Raw genomic sequence first — 21,398 nt, forward strand, 5'->3', positions numbered from 1 at the left:
TATTCATATTAGTGATATCTTTCATTTGGGAAATCAACGTATAGGTGAAATTTACCATTCTCGTAGATTAGAGCATGGTTGCTGCAGTAGTTACAATAGACATAGTGGATGTGGTAGTGATTAACCACAAACTGTTTTTTTTGTTTAAGATTAAGAATAAAATATTTGTTTAGGTAAAAAGACTATGAAAATATCCGGATTTGGCAAAAAATTAGCCCTACCTACTCCTGAGACAGCATTGTCTGGACGAGAAACGAAAATGTTGGTCTCGGCTTTCCACTATGTTCATGGAAATCCTATTAAACCCCCCTTTCCTGAAGGAATGAAAACCGCAATGTTTGGGTTAGGATGTTTTTGGGGAGCGGAACGTAAATTCTGGCAACTTGAAGGGGTATATACTACTGCAGTAGGGTACACAGCCGGATTAACTCCGAATCCTACTTATCAAGAAGTTTGTACTGGACTTACTGGTCACAATGAAGTAGTGTTAGTAATTTTTAATCCCAAAGTTATTAGTTATGAAAGACTGTTAAAGATATTTTGGGAAAGTCATAATCCTACCCAGGGAATGTGTCAGGGAAATGATATAGGAACTCAGTATCGTTCAGGAATTTACGTTTATTCCCCCGAACAAAAGCAACAAGCAGAAGCCTCCCAAAAAGTTTACCAAAAAGCATTAACTAGAGCGGGATATGGTGAAATTACTACAGAAATTTTAGATGCTTCTGAATTTTACTATGCAGAAATTTATCATCAACAGTATCTGGCTAAAAATCCTAACGGTTATTGTGGGTTAGGAGGAACGAATGTTAGCTTTTCTGTGGGTTTTAATACCACGGTTAATTAACTGTTAATCAATGATTTTATATCAGGTGTTAAGTTTATTTAAAATCTGACTAAACTATATAAATAGTTTCCTTTTTAGTAAAAAAATATTTGTTGATGTCAGAAAAGTAAACTTCTTATCATAGATACATATTAAACTATTTTTTGTTCTATCCCTAAAAAATAGTTATATTTAGTTTTTTTTAAAACCTTATTTATAATATACAAAAAGTGATTTAAACTGCTTAAAAATTCAATAAAAACTAAAAATCAATTATATTAATGGTGTTATTAATATAATTGATTGTACATTAATATACTAAGATATATATAAACAATATAAGTAATAAATAGTACTGATAAAATGATCTATTTAGATTTAAAAATTAGTTTAAGACTGACCATCTTATTAAGAGACATATAAACTTTTAATAGTCTATATATTCAGGCTAAGAAGTACTTCAATTTCCGTTTATAAGATTTTAGATTAAATAGAATTAATTTGATTTATCAAACAAGTGGATTTAAGGAGGAACTTGTATTTATTTTAATTTAACCACCAGGCAACTTCATCTAAAGGAGAGATTAACTATGAGAAGTTCGATGTGAAAACAAATTTAGAGAAAATTTAAGTATTTTAAATAAAAAAATATATATTAAAAATATCTCAATATAATTATTGAAAACCTTAGTATAAATAAGTGTTATAAACTGAATTATTGGCATATATATTCAATATAACTGAATCAGTTATATTGTAACTATACAATCAAATTAAAGTTTTAAAAAAAATCAAAAATCAAAATAATAAGATGTATAAAACTTCACTAATTTTCTCAAAAATATACCTATTTTAAAAAATTGTTTTTTTACAAAAAAAGTCCATATAGTGTATCAGAACTATTGAGATTAGTTAATTTTTAGGAAAACTAACTTTATCATATTCAAAATGTATAAAACAATTAAGCGTTATGTTACAAGAACAATTACCTCTTTTTATTAAAAAATTAGTCAAGTAATAGTAGAAGTATTAACAATAAATCGAAGTTAATTAAAAAGAAAGCTTATAGATTAATAAATTATGTTAATTTTTAACTCTTAAGTATTTTAATTTGGTATTTGACCAGTTAATTTTATATCATCAGTTCGGTATGCTGTATATATTAAAATAACCCTAAACTATAGAGAATAGTAGCATAGTATAAGACACAAAAATACTTTTTAGTGCATTACTTAAAAAAAAGAAAAAAATTACTTATAATACTGTAATTTATCTAACTTTTCCTACGTAACATTTTGCCGGTTAATATTTTATTTGGCATCTAATCCTTAAGAAGGATTCTTGTTTATTTACTTATAAATTAACTAATTTACTGTTTAATATTGCACTCCAATTCAGCAAAATAAAGTTAAATTATTTAGGGTATTTATCATGACAGTAATAGCCGATTATCTCTAATTGAATTAAAGTAATACAATAATTGTATTTTACAAGAATTGGTGTTAAACATAGAGAAAATAATCGATTTTTAAGATTATAGATTGATAGTATTTGGATGATTAATTCAGGCTAAATATATTGAGCAGAGGGATAAAAATTAGATGTTCTAGCTCTCTATGCTAACAAACATAACGTTCGAGCAGCCCCTTCGTCATAAGTAGGAGTCGTTATAATTTCTACCAACTCATCCGTGATTGCTGAATAATCTTCATAAGCTAATTTAACCAAAAATAAGGATGACACCAGGACGGCGTATAATTAATTATTAACAATCCTTTGAGTAATAAAGGGAAAAAAACTAAATTTCCTACCGTTGTAACTACTGGTTGCAACCATCGAGGAATAATTTCTTGTCGCAAAGAAGTATTAGGTAAACTCAACATAACAATTTATGTCACCATATTAGAATAATTATCTGCCGCCGTTAAACAAATTAAGGAACCGATTGAATTCCCCACTAAAATGACAGGTTTACCAATAAAAGTCTGCCAAAAATAATAAACTAATTCTGTCCACAAATAGATACTGTAGTTCGTAGCTGCTTTTTGCGAGCGACCAAAGTCTAATAAATCTAAAGTGTAAACTGTAGCTGTTCGGCTAGGATAGAAATATTATGTCGCTAATGTTCAATAGCAGCGCCAAACCCATGCAATAAGATTAGAGGAGGATATTGCTCAGGGCTTAAATTTAGAGAAGATCGAAAATAAGCATATCGAATCTTCCAACCGCGCCAAATCCAGTCTAGCTGTTGTCCAATGCGTTGCTCCCAAACTCCCAAGATTTCATCTGAGACACTCAATCTTTGCCGTTGTACATCTTTGAACCTTGTTTATTCTGAAAAAATTTCAAGGATGAGCAGAAAAAATCACAAAACCTAGTATTATCAAGGTTTTCAATAGTTTTCATTTAAATCATTGATAAGTTTTAGGAGTTACGCATTAAGAGATAAACTTGAACATAAGATGTGTTAGGATATAGAGCGGTCGCTAGAATTAAAAAAAAGAAAATTGATAGAAAAAAGGAGATACTTGTCCAAACTATCAGAAGGAATTCAAGAGCTAATTGTCATTTAGACTCCTACGTTTGGCGTTTACTCCTTAATCTCAGCATTTGAGCTGTAATTGTTTGTTCTATACGTTTAAGAGGTTATACAATAACTAGAAATTAGGGTTAACAACAAGAATAGTTGACAAGAATAGCTAAACATAGATAAGTCTCAATCAAAAAAGGAGTGTACCAGTCAGTTGAAAGCCTAAATATAAAGGAAAATAAGATAATCATTCATTTAAAAGAGTTTGAAAAAGTCTAAATTTTTTTTAAAAAATTTACAGACAATACTACTCAATACTTTTTTTAAAAAAAAGTATCGAAATTTAAATGCAGTTATTAAAGACATATTTCTTCAGTCAAAATATTAGGTTATTTAATATTACCTCTAAGTCCTAAAACAATAATGTGGAACTGATAAAATCTTAGTTGAAAAGTCTGAGACTATCTTGACTCTCCTTTTTAGTGTTCTGTGAGCTTTTATCTAATTAGAATTAATGAGGGCTAAAAAATTGATTGATAATTGGTGTTAAACTGAAAGGAAATTATTCTTTGAGGTTGACCGTAGTTTTATTAGTGATTGCTTTATCCATTCTAGATAGTGCATCTTTGACATGATTTTTCAATAGGTGGCTTCTATTTTAAAATAGAACCTAGTTAAAAGTTAGTAAAATAAAACTGGTCACTCTATTCATCTATATTCATTTAAGTTCGTCCATCTATTTAAGATACAACAACAAACGCCTGTGATAGATAAAAGACGCTCCCAACGAGATCTCCCCAAAATCAACGAAAGAATTCGTTTTCCTGAAATCCGGGTCATCGATAGCGATGGCGCGCAAGTCGGTCTTCTGACTCCTGATGAAGCGTTAACTATAGCGCAAGAAAAAGAGCTTGATTTAGTCTTGGTGAGTGAAACGGCTAAACCTCCTGTCTGCCGAATCATGGATTATGGCAAATATAAATTTGAACAGGAGAAAAAAGCCAGGGAAGCCAAGAAAAAGCAACATACAGCCGATGTTAAGGAAGTAAAAATGCGCTACAAAATCGGCGAAAGCGATTATATGGTACGTATTAATCAAGCCAAACGTTTTCTTAAGTCTGGTGACAAAGTTAAAGCGACGGTTACATTCCGAGGTCGGGAAATTCAACATTCCAATTTGGCTTTAGATTTACTGGACCGTATGGCTCAAGATCTTAAAGACATCGCTGACATTCAACAAAGTCCTAAACGGGAGGGACGAAACATGATGATGTTCTTAACCCCCAAGAAATAAAGAAAGACTAAAAACTTGTTGATAATTTAGTCACAATTAAACTCGTTAACTCCCCTCTTTAGTCTGAGGGGATTGTTTTATCTTCTTATTACAGTTAGTCGGAATTTTTAGAAATAAATATTTTGATATTGTTATCTAATAACAAGGGATTGTTTTTCTGTTAGATTGTGGAGTTGTGATTCTTGATTATTTGATGAAATCTTTTTCTGATTAGACTTTGTTTGGAGTGAAAACTATTTTTTTCTTTGTTTTATCTTCATCTGTTTCAGCTAAAATCGTCTTTGATAAATTTAAAAATTATAGTTTACAAAGTATTTTAGGATATTTACAAACTGTTCTGACAACCCATCAAGTAAAAAAATCGCTGCAACATGGTTAAGATATTTAACTATAATTTGCTATGATCCCTTAAGATTTCAACATGTTGATTAGGTCTGATGTCCTGCTACAGTTGCCTACACTGCATTTATTTATTGGTACTATTAGTAGTAGCATTTGATTAAATGTTTTGTTATAAACAGTAATTTCTTGTCGTTTCTACATTGTTTAAAAAATATCTAAGATCGATATTACTCAGTCGACTTTATCTGTCTATTGAATATTTTAGTTAGTGTTACTCTCCGTCAGTAATATAGTTTTTCTGTTCAAGCTGTTAGCTTTTTCTTTTTAGTCTAGATTTTCTATTCGATTCTGTTAAGATTATTTTTTGTAGTTATTTATTTTACTGTTGAATATATTTGAAAAGTTCTTCTAAGATTCAAATACAAAATTATTAGGTTTTCCTCCTATAAAATTTAATTGTGATTGGTTGTTTTTCTGCCATTGATCAGGAATTAGTTTGTGGGGTAGTCTGTTTATTACTTGTCATCAACCTAGACATCTCACATTCTATTTTTTCTGTATTTATATACATAAGATTAACAGCCGTATTTGTGATTAATTAGTACAGTCTTTGGAAAATTAAGAGTATTTAAAATAGTTATTTTTTTGATTGTTTTTTAAAACAATATCCAATATATGTCAGAAATATTAATGACTTATCGAGTAGCTTACTATTTTTTAAGCTAATCTTTAATTTGTTTCAATTCACCAAGTTAAATAATACAAAAATCAGTTAATTACTATCTATAAAATACTAGATTTAATTTAAAAAAATTATATACAAAACTTTTTGATTATCTATTGAAAGTTAATCATAAGGACTAAAGGTATTTGTTTTTTCTATTGGAACTTATGAGTTATGCTTGCAAGCCCATGCTAAGGAACAACAGCAAATTCACACTCATCATTTCTATCTATCTAAAAAATCTTTTATTGAAATCTTTTACAAATTTTAAAAAAATGTATTTATTCTAAAACTATTAATTATGTCATCTTCAATCATGTGAATGGTAACTATACAGAAGCCCTAAAAGCCTTATTATAAATAGCACATAAATTACCCTTATTTATTCTAATTATGAGCAATCTTATCATCCAATATTTTATTATTTCAATTTTCAGAACACTTGAAGTTATTGAAAATAATTAAGGAAAAAGATAGCTTTTAAACCAAAATTTTGGTTGATAGAATCCCAAAAAGTGAAAACAGAGCAAGTATTAGGGTGTATTTTGAGTTCATTGTATATTGTAACTTGTCGACACAAAAAAGTTGGGGAGCATGTTGGCCTTTTATATGTTTTGAGCCACCTTTAATCCCCCTGATTCTACCATTACAGTCTCAAAATAAAAAATGAGGTATTTTTTTGAACTCTTTAGACTTAGAGAAGATTGTTTTGAGGAGATAAAAATTAAAACAGCTGACAATAGTTTTCTAATTTTGAAAGATGCCTTATTCTTCTATATAGAGTGTCAAATAGGAGATTGCATGGAATGTAACTATCACTGGATCATTTATAGAGTAACTAAAAAGACAAGGTTTTATATGATGGGGTAATGGCGGTTCACTATCCCAAATTAGGACGTGGTTACTAATAGTTGAATAGTACTAAATGTGTAGTAATAATAAAAATTAGCCTCTCTAACATTTTTTATCTTGTGGGGTGGGTATTGCCCAACCTACAATTAGGGTTCAGCCTCTACCGGACGATGACATCTAAACCAAACCAAGCAACTTAGTCAAATATAAAATGTATGTCCACTGTTCAAGTCATCGGAGGAGGATTAGCCGGAACCGAAGCGGCCTGGCAAATTGCCCAAACAGGGGTTCCTGTTATCCTCTATGAAATGCGTCCCCACACAACAAGTCCAGCACACCATAGCGAAGAATTAGCTGAATTGGTTTGTAGTAACTCCTTTGGGGCAATGTCGAGCGATCGCGCTTCTGGACTTCTCCACGAAGAATTACGCCGTTTAGGGTCAATTATCATTCAAACCGCCGATAAAAATTCAATCCCTGCGGGAGGGGCATTGGCAGTAGATCGAGGGATCTTCAGCCATGAGTTAACTCAAGCCTTAGCTAAACATCCTCTAATTACTTTAAAAAGAGTAGAAACAGCTAGAATTCCCTCAGAAGGGATAATTGTCCTTGCTACCGGACCGTTGACCACTTCTGCTTTAGCAGAAGACTTACGAAGATTTACAGGAATGGACTATTTAAGCTTTTTTGATGCAGCTAGTCCCATCATTGTCGGGGACTCAATTGACCGTGATATTGTTTTTCTGGCTTCCCGTTATGACAAAGGAGAAGCGGCGTATCTTAACTGTCCCTTCAATAAAAAACAATATCTACACTTTCGAGAGGAATTATGTCGAGCAGAACAAGTAAAATTAAAGGATTTTGAGCAAGAAACTGCTAAATTTTTTGAAGGTTGTCTTCCTATAGAAGAATTGGCTAGGCGGGGAGAAGATACCATGCGCTATGGACCGATAAAACCGGTGGGACTATTTGATCCACGTTTAGGAGACTTCCGTGATCCTAAAAATAAAGGAAAACGCCCTTATGGGGTGGTACAACTGCGTCAAGAGGATAAACATGGTCGTTTATGGAACATGGTAGGGTTTCAAACCAATTTGCATTGGGGAGAGCAAAAACGGATATTTAGATTAATTCCAGGGTTAGAAAAGGCAGAATTTATTCGTATGGGGGTTATGCACCGCAATACCTTTATTAATTCTCCTCAATTACTTGAACCTACCTTACAGTTTAAATCTCGTCCTACTCTATTAGCAGCTGGTCAATTGGTAGGAACAGAAGGATATACAGCGGCCACAGCTGGAGGTTGGTTAGCTGGGATAAATGCTGCACGGTTAGTTTTAGGATTAAATCCTGTTACTATTCCTAAAATGACTATGATGGGAGCGTTATTTGAATTTATTAGTAATGCATCTCCTAAATATTTTCAACCGATGCCGCCTAATTTTGGTATCATGCCGGAACTACCACAAAAGGTTCGCAATAAACGAGAACGCTACGAACAATACCGTGATCGTGCTTTAGAGAATTTAGATCAATGGATTTTAACCAAATTTCGAGCAGATTTTCCTCTTACTCTATTAGGTTAGGGAAATTTGCCAATTGTGATTAGAAGTTGAAAAAATAGTCACTTAAGGTATTAGATTTCGATTTAAATACTTTAATATAAGATCGCAGTTGACTTTAAGAAATAATTCTAGATTTAAGTTTTAATCATCTTAGCTAAATAAAATAGAACAAGATTATTTATGAAAACTTTTCAAAACCTTAACTTTTTATAACTTGTTTGAATAAACAGTCGTTATATTTTTCTTTATATCTAAGTTTTTAACCCAAAATTATCTTTCTTTTTCTTACTGAGACCAGTAGATCTTTGGATGTTTCTATCGTCAAACTTAATTACTAGTCATGAGATATATTATTAAATATCTCAAATAAATAGCCACAGTCCAAATATTGAGATTCAGTGATCAAGTACAATGACACTTAGCTATTGATTTCTTTATAAAAGTGCCGATAGCCATCTCCTATTTTGATAGTTTTCTGTCCTTTATTTTTTACAATCGTTTTATGTTTTTGGACTAGATTATATTTAAGTTTACCTGTCAATATTTAACTACTGTCTACTTATCCTTCGTACTTTTGTATAGGAATAATTCAGGAGTTATTTTGTTCTATTAACTAGGGATTATTTTGTTTCAGGTTTCAGAATTTATCCTTTGGACTTAATTACTTACCATAATATCTCTTGCCAAAGTTAATTTTCACTTTATCGGTCGTTCAATGGTTGCTTATCAAAAAAGAAATACTCTTACCTGAAAAAATAAAAAACTGTACCACTACAAGACTTTGTTCGTCATCTCGGAAAAGATTAGCAGTCTCAATAGGAAATGTCTTTAGTGTCAGTCTCTTTATTCTAACTGTTGGCTATGGAGCCATGAACACTATGTCCGCAGCAGTGGTCTTTCTGCTTGTATTTTAGCGTTTAGTTTAGTAAGCTTATTTATCTTTAACGAAATCTTTTAACCTTATTTTTATCTAGATTTAAGCTTCAATCTAAGGGCAATTATACAGATGATAATTTTTAAAAAAAGCTATCACGATATGAGCTAGATTGATTAGAAAGTAAAAAGAGCACGCTAAAATTAACTAATGTAGTCAGCAGTACCACTCAAAAGTGGAAACAAAGTCTTTACCAACACAGGTAATCTTAACATGTCCTCATCAAACCCTAGATAATTACCAAATTGATTGGAGACTTCAAGCTGATAATTATCTAGAATTAAAAGGATAAATATATACGATTCTTGAAGACCATTATCACTATTAATACAAGGTTAATGGCTGTTTTTTTGCGTAAAGTTTTTTTCTATGTCTAATCAACTTAACCCCCTAGAAAAAAACTATTGGATGGCCCTCTGATAATTGAAAATATTCGTTACTGTCTCACCGCCTATTTAGAGACAATACACTGTTTAGTAAATTAAAATTGACATTATTAAGGAATAATATCTATATAAGCCAATAAATCATCTGAAAGCTAGTCATAAAAAGATTTCTCCCACCTTTACACGAGTTCCATTAAAAAAATCCCACCCTGACTGACGGCGTTTTCCCGATAATTGTACTTCTTGTAAGAGAAGCAGTCCTTCTCCTGTCTGTACGACAGGTCCAAAGTTTTTAATCTTACTCAGAATTTCCCCTGGTTTTCCTTGAAGATTTAGTAAATTTGTTGATTGTTGCCGAAGGGGTTGAAACGTTAAGGGCAAAGACTCCCAATCAATATTTTCTAATGGAATAGTCGTCATGACTTTCAGGGATTGATCACGAAAATTGGTAATACAATTAGGATAAAATCCCCGCACTTGATTATGAATCGCGATTGCGGATCTAGACCAATCAATTTCATAGTCAGATTTTTGAATTAACGGAGCGTAGGTGGCTTCTGTTGGATTTTGAGGAGTGGCAATGATATCCCCAACTTTTAGTTTTTGTAGGGTTTCCAATAATAAATCTGCCCCATTTTGAGCTAGTTCTTCGGCAATTTTCTGATAATTATCTAATAAACCAATAGGTTTGATAAGTTTAAGCAATACATCTCCTGTATCCATTCCCTCGTTCATTAACATAGTAGTAACTCCCGTTTGTTGCTCTCCGTTATATAAACTCCACTGAATGGGGGCTGCTCCGCGATATTGAGGCAGAATTGAGCCGTGAACATTAATACAGCCCAGTTTAGGAATAGATAAGATCTCAGAGGACAGGATTTGTCCATAAGCCACAACAACAAAAATATCTGCCCGGGCTTCCTTAAGCTCAGATAGGGTCTTTTGTGCATTTCTGATTCTTTTAGGTTGCCAGACAGGTAAATTATGTTGTAGAGCAACTTTTTTGACAGCAGAGGGTACTAATTGCTTACCCCGTCCCCGTCGTTTATCGGGTTGAGTAACGACTCCTATAACTTTACAGTCAGGATGATCTAGCAATCTTTGCAACGTAGGGACGGCAAATTGGGGAGTTCCAAAAAGAATAACCTGCATATAAAGAAGTGGAAAAAAAGAGGAAGAAGGGAGGAAGAATACCCCCAATACAATCTTAAAGCCTATTTATCGGCAAAATGTTAAGCCTTGGTGTAGAGTAGGTAGGCGATCATTGTTAATTAATCATAATATCTGATTAAACAATTCGCCATAAACCACTAGCTAAAAGACTTTTCACTACTCTTGAAATTTATTTAATAAATACTTTTCGATTTTAACAAATTGACAGAGGTTCTTATTTTATCCTCTTAAAGAAGAGTTTATCTCTGCTGGATAACAGTCAAACAATATCTATTTTTTTCTTAATTAGTCATTAATTAAATGTTTATTTATCCAAATAAATTGGTAAATTTAAAATGCACCTATTGGTAAGTAATATTAACGATACAATGGGTAAGCCCTATATTACTTAAATGTATTAAACAATATTTAAAGAGCTTACAAATTACCTGAATAGTAATGAAACAAGACTTAAAGAAACTAAAACAAATCGAGTTCATTTAAATTCAGACTTAAAATTGTTGAGATATAATTATAAATTAATCCTGTTCAATCACTCAAAAGATATTCACAAAATGACCTTACTTTTGGATTCCTGTTAATACTAACTATTCCCTTTTCTTAAACAAAAAATTTTAATCTACCCTCATTAATTACACTATCAAGTACAGATCAATGTTCAGTCTGGCTTTGATTAAATATAGTTTTACGGCAATTTTAGAAATGATGGCTAGTATTAATGAAGTTGGTCTATTACGAAGTTTTGTTTGAGAGACGGGAGATAGAATCCTATCCTATGTTAGGAATAAGATTTAACAGAGTAAATACATCCAAATTATCATCAATTAAATTAAAATATTCAACAACAGAGCTTAATTTTAAGTAAACTTCTTGCAAAATCACATTATTTTGGAGGTAAATCTAAATAAATAACTAAAATCCCTGAAAAATGTAGGACATCAATTAAAACGCGTTATGTCAATCAATCTGGGTGCAATATCTATACTTTTCCTAGTTTTTCTAATGTCAAACAGACGAAAGTTTTTTTAAAAAAATCTATATTATTATTTATAATAGGATGGAAATAATTGTCACGTAGGAGAAATTATTATAGTTGTTAGAAACAATGCCAAACTCTACTAAAATAGCAAAATAATTGCCTATTTTGAATTTACTAAAGCCTAACTATTGACCTGAGTAAGTACCAAATTTATTTAGCACTATCTAGAGCATTTATACTAATCTTACTTTCCTTGATGGGGTTGATTAAAATATAGAATTATCCGTTGGAGAAGTTTATGAGGGATTATTCTAATTGTAATTGGAAAGATTATTACCTAAACCACCTAAATTCTCTGGGGCAGGTGATATCTGCCCCAGAGAATTTAGGTGGTTTTAAAAGTTAATTAGTTTCTCGACTTGGAGCTAATTTAACATTAGTTGCTAACCCCAGTGACTTTAATACCTGAATAGTCATCCAAGTAATATCAATCTCCCACCAAGCTAAACCATGACGGGCAGAATGTTGATAAGCATGGTGATTATTATGCCAGCCTTCTCCAAAAGTGAGAAGAGCTACCCACCAACAGTTTTTAGAATTATCGTTAGATTCATGACTTTTATAGCCAAATTTGTGGGTAGCACTGTTGACAAACCAAGTAAAGTGGAAAACTATTACTAGACGAACAAAAATACCCCAAATAACGAAAGGCCATCCTCCCAAGAAATAAAGGAGTAATCCCAACGCCATTTGAATTAAAATCATATACTTTTGGCAAAATTGATAAAAGGGGTCTCCCGCAATATCTTGAGTATAACGGGGAACTTCATTATCAGCACTAATCTCATGTAGCATCCATCCCATGTGACTCCACCAAAATCCTAGATTGGAATCATGAGGATCATTTTCAGTATCAGAATATTTGTGATGAAGTCGGTGTAACCCCACCCATCGAATGGGTCCACCTTGACAGGCTAAAGTTCCACAAAAAACGAGTATATATTCCAGCCATTTTGGAACTTGAAAACTACAATGAGTAACCATACGGTGAAACCCTAAGGTAATCCCTAAAGCCCCTGTTACCCAATACAGAAAAAATGCAAGACCAACTGCTCCCCAACTAAAATTGCTAGGTAACAAAGACAGTAATGCTACTAGATGAATCGTAGCCATGTATATGATAACTGTCCAGTCGAGGGGAAGTTTTTGAGAAGTAGCAACAGTCATGTAGTAACCTAAATGTAAACGTATTTAGACGAGATTACGCCAGAGTGCGTAACTTAAAAACTAGCCTTTCAATTATGAAGACAATCGATCATGTATAAAGACAATCGGTCATGAAAATTAGATTATTAGGTTTTTCACGAAAACGGTCATCTCCGTATTTTACCATAATTGAACTAGTCTAGATTTCCCTATTTGACACAAATAACTGTTTCGTCTTTAGAATCAGTAATCAGCAACAGAATTGTCTTTTTGGAGAACAAATGAAAAGCACAACGATTCTAGAAGAGGCAGAAAAAGCTCTCCTCCCGATTTTTTCGGAAATCGACGCCAAGGTCAAGCAAAATCTCAAAAAAATCTTAAGTGCTTTTCGCCTTCACCGCGTTGGGGTTCACCATTTTGCCAGTGTTAGTGGCTATGGACACAACGACTTAGGACGAGAAACCCTAGACAAGGTTTTTGCAGAAGTTATGGGAGCTAAAACAGCCGTCGTTAGAGTACAGTTCGTCTCAGGGACCCATGCGATTACCTGTGCTTTATTCGGTATTCTCCGTCCAGGGGATGAAATGTTGTCGGTTGCTGGTTCTCCCTATGACACCCTCGAAGAGGTTATTGGTCTACGAGGGAATTATCAAGGTTCCTTGAAAGAGTTTAACATTGATTACCGAGAAGTGCCGTTACTTGATTCAGGAACCCTCGATTGGGAAACTCTAAAAACTGTTATTAGTGACAATACTCGACTTGTTTTGATTCAACGTTCATGTGGCTATTCTTGGCGTAAAAGCCTTTCGATTGCAGAGATTGAAGAAATTATTGCTGTCATTAAACGGCAAAACCCTAATACAGTTTGTTTTGTGGATAATTGTTATGGGGAATTTATTGAAACCATTGAACCGACAGCTGTCGGTGCAGATTTGATTGCAGGTTCTTTAATCAAAAATCCTGGGGGAACTTTAGTTACGGCTGGAGGCTATGTTGCAGGACAAAAAGAGTTGGTAGAAATGGCAGCTTGTCGCTTAACTGCTCCAGGAATTGGCACAGAAGGAGGAGCAACTTTTAATCAAAATCGGTTGTTATTTCAGGGATTGTTTTTAGCACCACAAATAGTAGGGGAAGCAGTCAAAGGAAGTCATTTAATTGCCTATGTTTTCAACAAATTAGGATATCCTGTTAATCCACTGCCGTTAGTTCCCCGTCGGGATGTTATTCAGGCGATTCAATTAGGTTCTCCAGAGAAATTAATTTCCTTCTGTCGGGCAATTCAAAGCTGTTCTCCAGTAGGTTCCTATTTAGACCCTGTTCCCGCCATAATGCCAGGATATGAAAGTCAATTAGTCATGGCTGGAGGAACCTTTGTAGATGGAAGTACCTCAGAACTTTCTGCTGACGGACCCCTGCGAGAACCTTACATTGTTTTTTGCCAGGGGGGAACCCATTGGACTCATATTTCCATCGCATTAGAAGCAGCACTTAAGACAATAATCTAACATTATGAAGAGGATTAACTCATTTCTTTCGTTTCATCAGTCAATAACGACTTCTTCATTTTAATGTCTGTAGGAGTCACATTCTGTTCGGTTTTCCACAAAATATGTTGTCCGGAATAAATAAGGCAATTACAACATATTGTATTGACTTAAAATTGCTTAATAACAACTAATTTTTTAAAAAATAAGTAGATCAAAATGAGAGAATTAAATTTTAGTTCAAATACTCTGAAACTAAAATAGGGTAAAAGTTAACTTTAAGAGACAACCATATATCGATTAACTCCTTAGCCTCATTATTTATGTTTTGACTGTCTTGAAAAGACATAGTCTAAAAACTGGACGATATCTTTTAAAAAAGAATTCAAAACCTTGAATTTTAAATAAATAGGTTTTCCATCTTTCTTAATTTCTAGGCTTCCAAATAACTGGTACTTTCTTAAGTTAATTAAGACTCGTTGATTTTTAGCTATTCCTAATCATAAGATCATATTCCTGGTTATAGGATAAATAGTCAAACATCTTAGACCAATTGTCATAGCATGAATATTGAGTTTAGTTATAAAAAAATGTAGAAGTCTAAATAACACTTAATTTCTAGACAAAAGTCTTCACACCTATCTTTTCTTTCGATAATCTACTCTTTTAGATCAGTTTTATGCTCTTTAATTTTAGCGATTACCTATGCTTTCATATAGTCTATATTCAAGTTTATCTATCAATTTATGACTGGTAACCTATATAATCAGTTTTAGCTAAACTTCACTTAAATGGATGATCAAAGTAAGTGAGGCATAAGCTAGAACTCCACCTAGAACAAGATAAGGCAAGTAAATAAATACAGATGTAAAAAGGAAACCTAACTATAATTCATGAATTCATGCATTTCGATAAAGAATTGATCAATCTATCATCAAAGCTCATCAACTAGACTGCAAACATAACTCTAAAGTGGCTACGGCATGGGATAAGATAACGAAACTCCTTATTTACGTTTTCATCGATAAGAACCCACTAACTTACGACGGTATTGTCGAGAATACCCCGAAGCTGATGAATACCGCATTTATGATGTTTAATCTAAGAATACTTTACCCCTTGTATTATCATTTATCACACCTTACAAGATTACCATATGTAGTAGAGTGTTTTTTACGAAAATTGATGATTATGAAGCATAGGAAGTGACCATTTTCCTAAGCTTAGAAGTCATTTACAATTTAGAATAAGGTGGTAAAACCAATAGAGATGTAAAACTATCCATTTTGAGTCTATCTTGCTGATACTTTTGACAACAATTCAAGAAATTATTAGACGCCGGTGGTCAGAGTTTGCCCTGCAAACCAGATTAATGGCAGGAGCTACTCTAGCTGTTTCTTTGTTCATGAGTGGGTTAACCTTTTGGGCAGTCAATAGCATTCAGCAAGAAGCCCAGTTGAATGATACTCGCTTCGGCCGAGATTTGGGGCTTTTGTTGGCATCTAACGTTGCTCACCTGATCGCTGAAGATCACTTAACTGATGTTGCTCACATTTTCAGTCGTTTCTATCAAAGCACCTCTAGCGTCCGTTATATCATATATGCTGATCGCAATGGTCAAATTTTGTTCGGTATTCCCTATTCCGCCGCAGAAGTTCGAAATTCTCTAACCATCGAACGGCATATCCAGTTACCTAAAACTGATCTGACAAATGCTAATTTTCCTCTTGTCCGTCAACATCTCGGTCCTGATGGAAAGGTAACTGATGTTTTTATTCCATTGAAACATGACGGTAACTATTTAGGAATTCTCGCTATTGGCATTAATCCTAATCCTACAGTGGTAAACTCCTCCAACCTTACTCGAGATGTTACAATTGCGGTTTTTGTCGCTATTTGGGCTATGGTTATTTTAGGGGCCGTTTTTAACGCTTTAACCATTACCCGACCAATTAAAGAATTGTTAGTCGGGGTCAAAAATATTGCCGCCGGAAACTTTAAACAACGGATTAATCTACCTTTTAAAGGAGAATTAGGAGAATTAATCTGTAGTTTCAATGAAATGGCTGAACGTCTCGAACGCTATGAAGAACAAAATATTGAAGAATTAACCGCCGAGAAGGCTAAGCTGGAAACCCTCGTTTCAACTATCGTTGATGGGGCCATTCTGCTTGACTCTAACTTGCAATTACTATTAGTTAACCCACGGGCACGGCGGATGTTTGGTTGGGAAGGAAAAGATGTCATTGGAACTAATATCTTTGAACTTTTGTCCCCAGAATTAACCTGGCAATTGACAGCTCCTCTTCAAGAGATGGCTCAGGAAGACACTCACACAAACGAAGACCAAAACTCCTCAGAATTACTTTCTGAAATTTCTGATAGTCATCAAGGAGAACCTCCTTGGGAGTTTCGTATTACGCTAACCCAGCCGACCCAGCGTATTATCCGGGTTCTCTTAACCCAAGTTTTTGACCAATACCGCGAAACCCTCAAAGGCATTGCGATGACGGTGCAAGATATTACCCGTGAAGTGGAGCTAAATACAGCTAAAAGCCAATTTATAAGTAATGTTTCCCATGAGTTAAGAACCCCTTTATTCAATATCAAATCTTTTATTGAAACTCTAAGTGAATTTGGCAAAGATCTAACAGAAAACGAACGTAGAGAGTTCTTAGAAACTGCCAACAACGAAACCGATCGCCTCACTCGTTTGGTGAATGATGTTCTTGATCTATCTCGTTTAGAATCTTCAAAAATTTATCATCTTGATCGGGTTGATATTAATCAGGTGGTCGAACAAATTCTGCGTACTTACCAACTAAATGCTAAGGATAAACAATTAACCTTAACTCAAGAGATAGAACCAAATTTAACTCCTATCTTAGGACATTACGACCTTTTACTCCAAGTTATGACTAATCTAGTCGGTAATAGCTTAAAATTTACCGAGGCGGGTGGAAAAATCGTGATTCGAGCTTACCAAATGACGAAAAGCGCTCATAACCCTACTTATCAACCTCAGGTAAGAATAGAGATTGCTGATACAGGAATTGGGATTGATCCTGAAGATCAAGAGGCGATTTTTGACCGTTTCTTTCGTGTGGAAAACCGTGTTCATACACTAGAAGGAACAGGACTAGGACTCTCCATTGTTAAAAACATTATTGATAAACACCATAGTCGGATTCATTTAATTAGTGAGGTCGGCGTTGGAACAACTTTCTGGTTTGACTTAGTTACATATAAAGATAGTTGCATCTCCCTCGAAGAAAGTCAAAACCCCAAAAAATCAACCTCAACTTCTCTTGGAACTTAAGGTTGTTAAAAAGGTTGCTACAATCACAGCAAAAAAAATAACAGCACCACCTGCAGGGACAGTCTCGAACCTGCCTTTGCGGTACAGCTGCTGTGCCTTAGTTTTATTTACCTACTGCAGTTAGTATCCCAGAAAGTGAGTTCACCCCCGACTCAACTGTAAAGGAGATAATCTGCCAGAAAAGTCCCAGCCAAAATAAGGGAAAGAGATATAAGCTCCATGGGGGTTCTCCTGCTTAGACTAGACAATAAAAAATGAGAACGAAAGACTTTTATTTGATGCCGTGACTTAGTTAGTGTCGTTAAGCACCTCTCACGATATCCAGTTTAGAAGTTTATCTATTTTTGTACTTCCCCCAGATAGCTCACCCATTTGGGTTAAATTTTTCAACTGGCTATTATAATGTGTATCCTCAAGTTGTGCAAAACAATCAACAATGCTAGAAAGCTTGAAACGTGTAAGAAAGTTTTTCTTGTGATTCAACTATAAATTTACAGCCGATAGATAGTCGATAGTATTGATTATGGAAGTATTTGGTAGAGGGCTAGATGGATAGTAATATTTTTTATCTAGAAAAAATCGATTGAATAGTAACACATTATACTGACGTAGGGAAGCCTGCACCGTGTACTTGCGTTACTCATCGATAGAAATATCAATTTAATTTTAGTCTTTTCATTGTACTGACTACTCCCTAGATTTTGGCTTATCATTGTAGAGCGAGGTGTGGTGCCGTACAAAAACACGGCTTTGGTTAGTTTAGTGTTGTGATTGCAAATGGTCTTTTTGCCTTGCACTGTGATAGTCGAAACTAATCTCGTTTATTTTAACTTGTTTGAAGTTGACGGACATTTACTATTAGGTAGTAATAATTATATGGGTATAGCCAATCAGGTTTTGCTTTACGACACAACTTTAAGAGATGGAGCGCAACGGGAGGGAATTTCCCTATCTCTAGAGGACAAGCTGAAAATTGCTCACCAACTCGATAAGCTAGGGATTCCTTTTATTGAAGGAGGGTGGCCAGGAGCTAATCCGAAAGATGCACAATTTTTCTGGAAGTTACGGGAAGAACCTCTCACTCAAGCCGAAGTCGTCGCTTTTTGTTCCACCCGTCGTCCGTATATTTCCTCAGATCGTGATCGAATGTTACAAATGATTTTGGCCGCCGGAACTCGTTGGGTAACTATTTTTGGCAAGTCTTGGGATCTCCACGTTATTGAGGGGTTGAAAACCACCTTGGAAGAAAATTTAGCAATGATAAGAGATACGATTGAATATCTGTGCAGCCAGGGAAGAAAAGTAATTTACGATGCAGAACATTGGTTTGATGGCTATAAACAAAATCCTGATTATGCTTTACAAACGCTGAAAGCTGCTAAAAATGCAGGGGCTATTTGGTTAGTCTTATGCGATACCAATGGTGGAACTTTGCCTCAAGAAGTGAGCCAAATTGTTAAAGAAGTGGTAGAAGAGTTAGATGTAGGTCCTGATAAAGAGACCTTTCCTAAATTAGGTATTCATACTCATAATGATTCAGGGACTGCCGTAGCGAATGGGTTAGCTGGGGTAGTAGAAGGTGTGAGAATGATTCATGGAACAATCAATGGATATGGGGAAAGGTGTGGTAATGCTAATTTATGTACCCTGATTCCCAATTTACAGTTTAAAATGGGATATTCTTGTTTAAGAGATACTCAATTAACGCAATTAAGTCAAACTAGCCGTTTAATTAGTGAAATTGTCAATTTAGCACCGGATGATCATGCTCCTTTTGTAGGGCGTTCTGCCTTTGCCCATAAAGGAGGAGTTCATGTTTCAGCTGTTCAAAAAAATCCCCTAACCTATGAACATATTAAACCTGAAAAAATTGGAAATAAGCGGCGTATTGTTATTTCTGAGCAGTCGGGATTAAGTAATGTTTTATTAAAAGCAAAAACCTTTGGAATTGAGTTAAAAAAAGAAGATATTGCTTGTCGCGATATTTTAGAACGGATTAAAAAATTAGAACATGAAGGATATCAATTTGAAGCAGCTGAATCTAGTTTTGAACTTTTAATGCGTCAAGCATTGGGACAACGAAAAACTATGTTTCAACTTAAAGGATTTCAAGTACATTGTGATATGTTACAAGAACAAGAAATATCTTACAGTAATGCTTTAGCAACTATTAAAGTTACAGTTAATGGAGAAGATAGATTGGAGGTAGCCGAAGGGAATGGTCCCGTTGCCGCCCTAGATAGTGCTTTACGGAAAGCTTTAGAAAATTTCTATCCGGAAGTTGCAGAGTTTCATCTAACGGATTATAAGGTTAGGATCCTAGATGGAGAATCAGGAACATCTTCTAAAACAAGAGTTTTGGTTGAGTCTAGTAATGGCAAAGAACGTTGGACTACCGTCGGGGTTTCCCCCAATATTTTGGAAGCCTCCTATGAGGCAGTTGTTGAAGGAATTGAATATGGTTTATTTTTAAAAAATTCGATGGGAGATACAGTAACCATATGAGTTTAAGTTGTATCTCTATCACGGGATCTTTGTTTAAAAAGCATCGAAAGTCAACCATAAAAATAAACTAAAGAAACAGAGAAAGCTTTGGAGTAGGAGTTAGCCAATCCATTTTCTGGTAGTAAAGCAATCCAAGTTTTAGTGTTAATAGCGGTTTTAAACCGGGTAGCTCGATAATGACAGCAGTGGATGAATTGGCCAATTATGTCTTCATCAGTTGCTAAATAAATCGCTCTATTGAGAATTTTACTAAAGCCTCTAGAATTACGGTATTCTTGAATTTGCTAATGTTCTCTAATTTTCTATTAATAGCTTTTGAAGTTGGATTGATGATATCAAAACTGCTGTTTTTTCAATGAAAAAAGTTTATTTAAATTCGTCTATTCTTCACAAAGTCAAGAGGAGTCAAAAAGAACGATGTGGCGATTACCTTAATTCTAAGATAATATTTTTTCTTCTACTGAGATATTCCGTATAAGCTTATTTTCTTTTAATTGCTGTGAATGAAGAATTGGAATGAGATTGTTTGTAATGACTTCATTAATATCCTGTGTCTTCAAACTTAATTTTTATTTTCGTGAGGTAGGAAGGTTAAAAGATTTAAGGAGTGCGCATTAACAAAAAAAAATTGTGTCAAATATATATCAAATATATAATTCCTGGACTGGGATAGATAAAGTGAGCACTGTATGATTGCAGTAACTAAAAATTATTTAATTATATCTAAACTTTCAACTGAGTGATATACTACTTCTTTGGATTGAGACTTGTCAATTTTTAACTATTACCATAATTAAATCTAACTCTTGATTATGATATAAGTTGTTAAACATCTCGGATAAACTCTTACAGCCTGAATATTGAGACTCAACAATCAAACACCAAGTATAGAGATCTTAATAACACTTAGTCATTGATTTATTAGAAATAGTTTAGATAGTTTTTTACTCTTTGGTTTTTAGTGATTACTTTATATTTTTATATATACTATATTTATGTTTGTTTGTCAATATCTGAACTCATAAATATATAAAAATATTGCCTACGATACAAGCATTAATTATATATTAAAAAATATAGATTAATTAGTAAAAAACTATATTTTTCAGTCGACAGAAATAACAATTATATATTGTTCATATTGTTCGCCTTAAAGAAGAACTTATTTTAATTTATGTATGAACTTACTTTTTCTCTTGATATATTTTCTTCTACCCATAAAGCAAAAGATTTAATTATTTAGTTAAGAGAAAACTATACAAATGTTGTCATCGATGAC

Annotated in this window: 10 protein-coding genes and 2 pseudogenes; 7 read left to right on the forward strand and 5 right to left on the reverse strand. The window is 33.8% G+C overall.

Going from position 1 to position 21,398, the window contains the following annotated elements; genetic code table 11:
* Positions 1 to 184 precede the first annotated feature (184 nt).
* Positions 185 to 847, forward strand: a complete 663-nt coding sequence (gene msrA, locus RGRSB_RS06580) for a peptide-methionine (S)-S-oxide reductase MsrA (protein WP_119260363.1) — start codon at positions 185 to 187, stop codon at positions 845 to 847.
* 1,694 nt (positions 848 to 2,541) lie between these two features.
* On the opposite strand, the gene RGRSB_RS10925 is transcribed toward msrA, so the two are convergent.
* From RGRSB_RS10925 to RGRSB_RS10935, 3 genes and pseudogenes are all read right to left on the reverse strand, one after another.
* Positions 2,542 to 2,709 (reverse strand): hypothetical protein, encoded by a 168-nt coding sequence (locus RGRSB_RS10925; protein ID WP_338063324.1) that lies wholly within the window; start codon positions 2,707 to 2,709, stop codon positions 2,542 to 2,544.
* Between the two features lie 6 nt (positions 2,710 to 2,715).
* A pseudogene (locus tag RGRSB_RS10930) lies at positions 2,716 to 2,859 on the reverse strand (alpha/beta fold hydrolase); the annotation flags it as partial.
* Between the two features lie 86 nt (positions 2,860 to 2,945).
* On the reverse strand, positions 2,946 to 3,125 hold the full coding sequence (locus tag RGRSB_RS10935; RefSeq protein WP_338063325.1) for a hypothetical protein: 180 nt from the start codon (positions 3,123 to 3,125) through the stop codon (positions 2,946 to 2,948).
* Between the two features lie 994 nt (positions 3,126 to 4,119).
* Here RGRSB_RS10935 and infC point away from each other — a divergent pair.
* Positions 4,120 to 4,650 carry a translation initiation factor IF-3 gene (infC, locus tag RGRSB_RS06590; protein ID WP_119260364.1) on the forward strand — a complete coding sequence of 177 codons (531 nt, stop codon included), beginning with the start codon at positions 4,120 to 4,122 and terminating at the stop codon, positions 4,648 to 4,650.
* Between the two features lie 2,133 nt (positions 4,651 to 6,783).
* Complete coding sequence (trmFO, locus tag RGRSB_RS06595; RefSeq protein ID WP_119260365.1) at positions 6,784 to 8,154, forward strand: FADH(2)-oxidizing methylenetetrahydrofolate--tRNA-(uracil(54)-C(5))-methyltransferase TrmFO; 1,371 nt, start codon at positions 6,784 to 6,786, stop codon at positions 8,152 to 8,154.
* 1,455 nt (positions 8,155 to 9,609) lie between these two features.
* On the opposite strand, the gene fmt is transcribed toward trmFO, so the two are convergent.
* Positions 9,610 to 10,605, reverse strand: coding sequence for a methionyl-tRNA formyltransferase (gene fmt, locus RGRSB_RS06600; protein ID WP_119260993.1), 996 nt, complete (start codon positions 10,603 to 10,605; stop codon positions 9,610 to 9,612).
* Positions 10,606 to 12,007: 1,402 nt separating this feature from the next.
* The gene (locus RGRSB_RS06605; RefSeq protein ID WP_119260366.1) at positions 12,008 to 12,832 is read right to left on the reverse strand and encodes an acyl-CoA desaturase; all 825 of its coding nucleotides are present in this window, start codon (positions 12,830 to 12,832) and stop codon (positions 12,008 to 12,010) included.
* A 260-nt stretch (positions 12,833 to 13,092) separates the two neighbouring features.
* Here RGRSB_RS06605 and RGRSB_RS06610 point away from each other — a divergent pair, with 260 nt between their 5' ends.
* From RGRSB_RS06610 to cimA, 4 genes and pseudogenes are all read left to right on the forward strand, one after another.
* Positions 13,093 to 14,316 carry a methionine gamma-lyase family protein gene (locus tag RGRSB_RS06610; RefSeq protein WP_119260367.1) on the forward strand — a complete coding sequence of 408 codons (1,224 nt, stop codon included), beginning with the start codon at positions 13,093 to 13,095 and terminating at the stop codon, positions 14,314 to 14,316.
* A gap of 1,013 nt (positions 14,317 to 15,329) precedes the next feature.
* Positions 15,330 to 15,395, forward strand: a pseudogene (locus RGRSB_RS11120) (CP12 domain-containing protein); the annotation flags it as partial.
* A gap of 197 nt (positions 15,396 to 15,592) precedes the next feature.
* Positions 15,593 to 17,614, forward strand: coding sequence for a two-component system sensor histidine kinase NblS (gene nblS, locus RGRSB_RS06620; protein ID WP_119260368.1), 2,022 nt, complete (start codon positions 15,593 to 15,595; stop codon positions 17,612 to 17,614).
* Between the two features lie 876 nt (positions 17,615 to 18,490).
* Positions 18,491 to 20,119, forward strand: coding sequence for a citramalate synthase (gene cimA / locus RGRSB_RS06625; protein WP_119260369.1), 1,629 nt, complete (start codon positions 18,491 to 18,493; stop codon positions 20,117 to 20,119).
* Positions 20,120 to 21,398: the final 1,279 nt, after the last annotated feature.

The organism is cyanobacterium endosymbiont of Rhopalodia gibberula, from assembly GCF_003574135.1.
GTDB lineage: Bacteria > Cyanobacteriota > Cyanobacteriia > Cyanobacteriales > Microcystaceae > Rippkaea.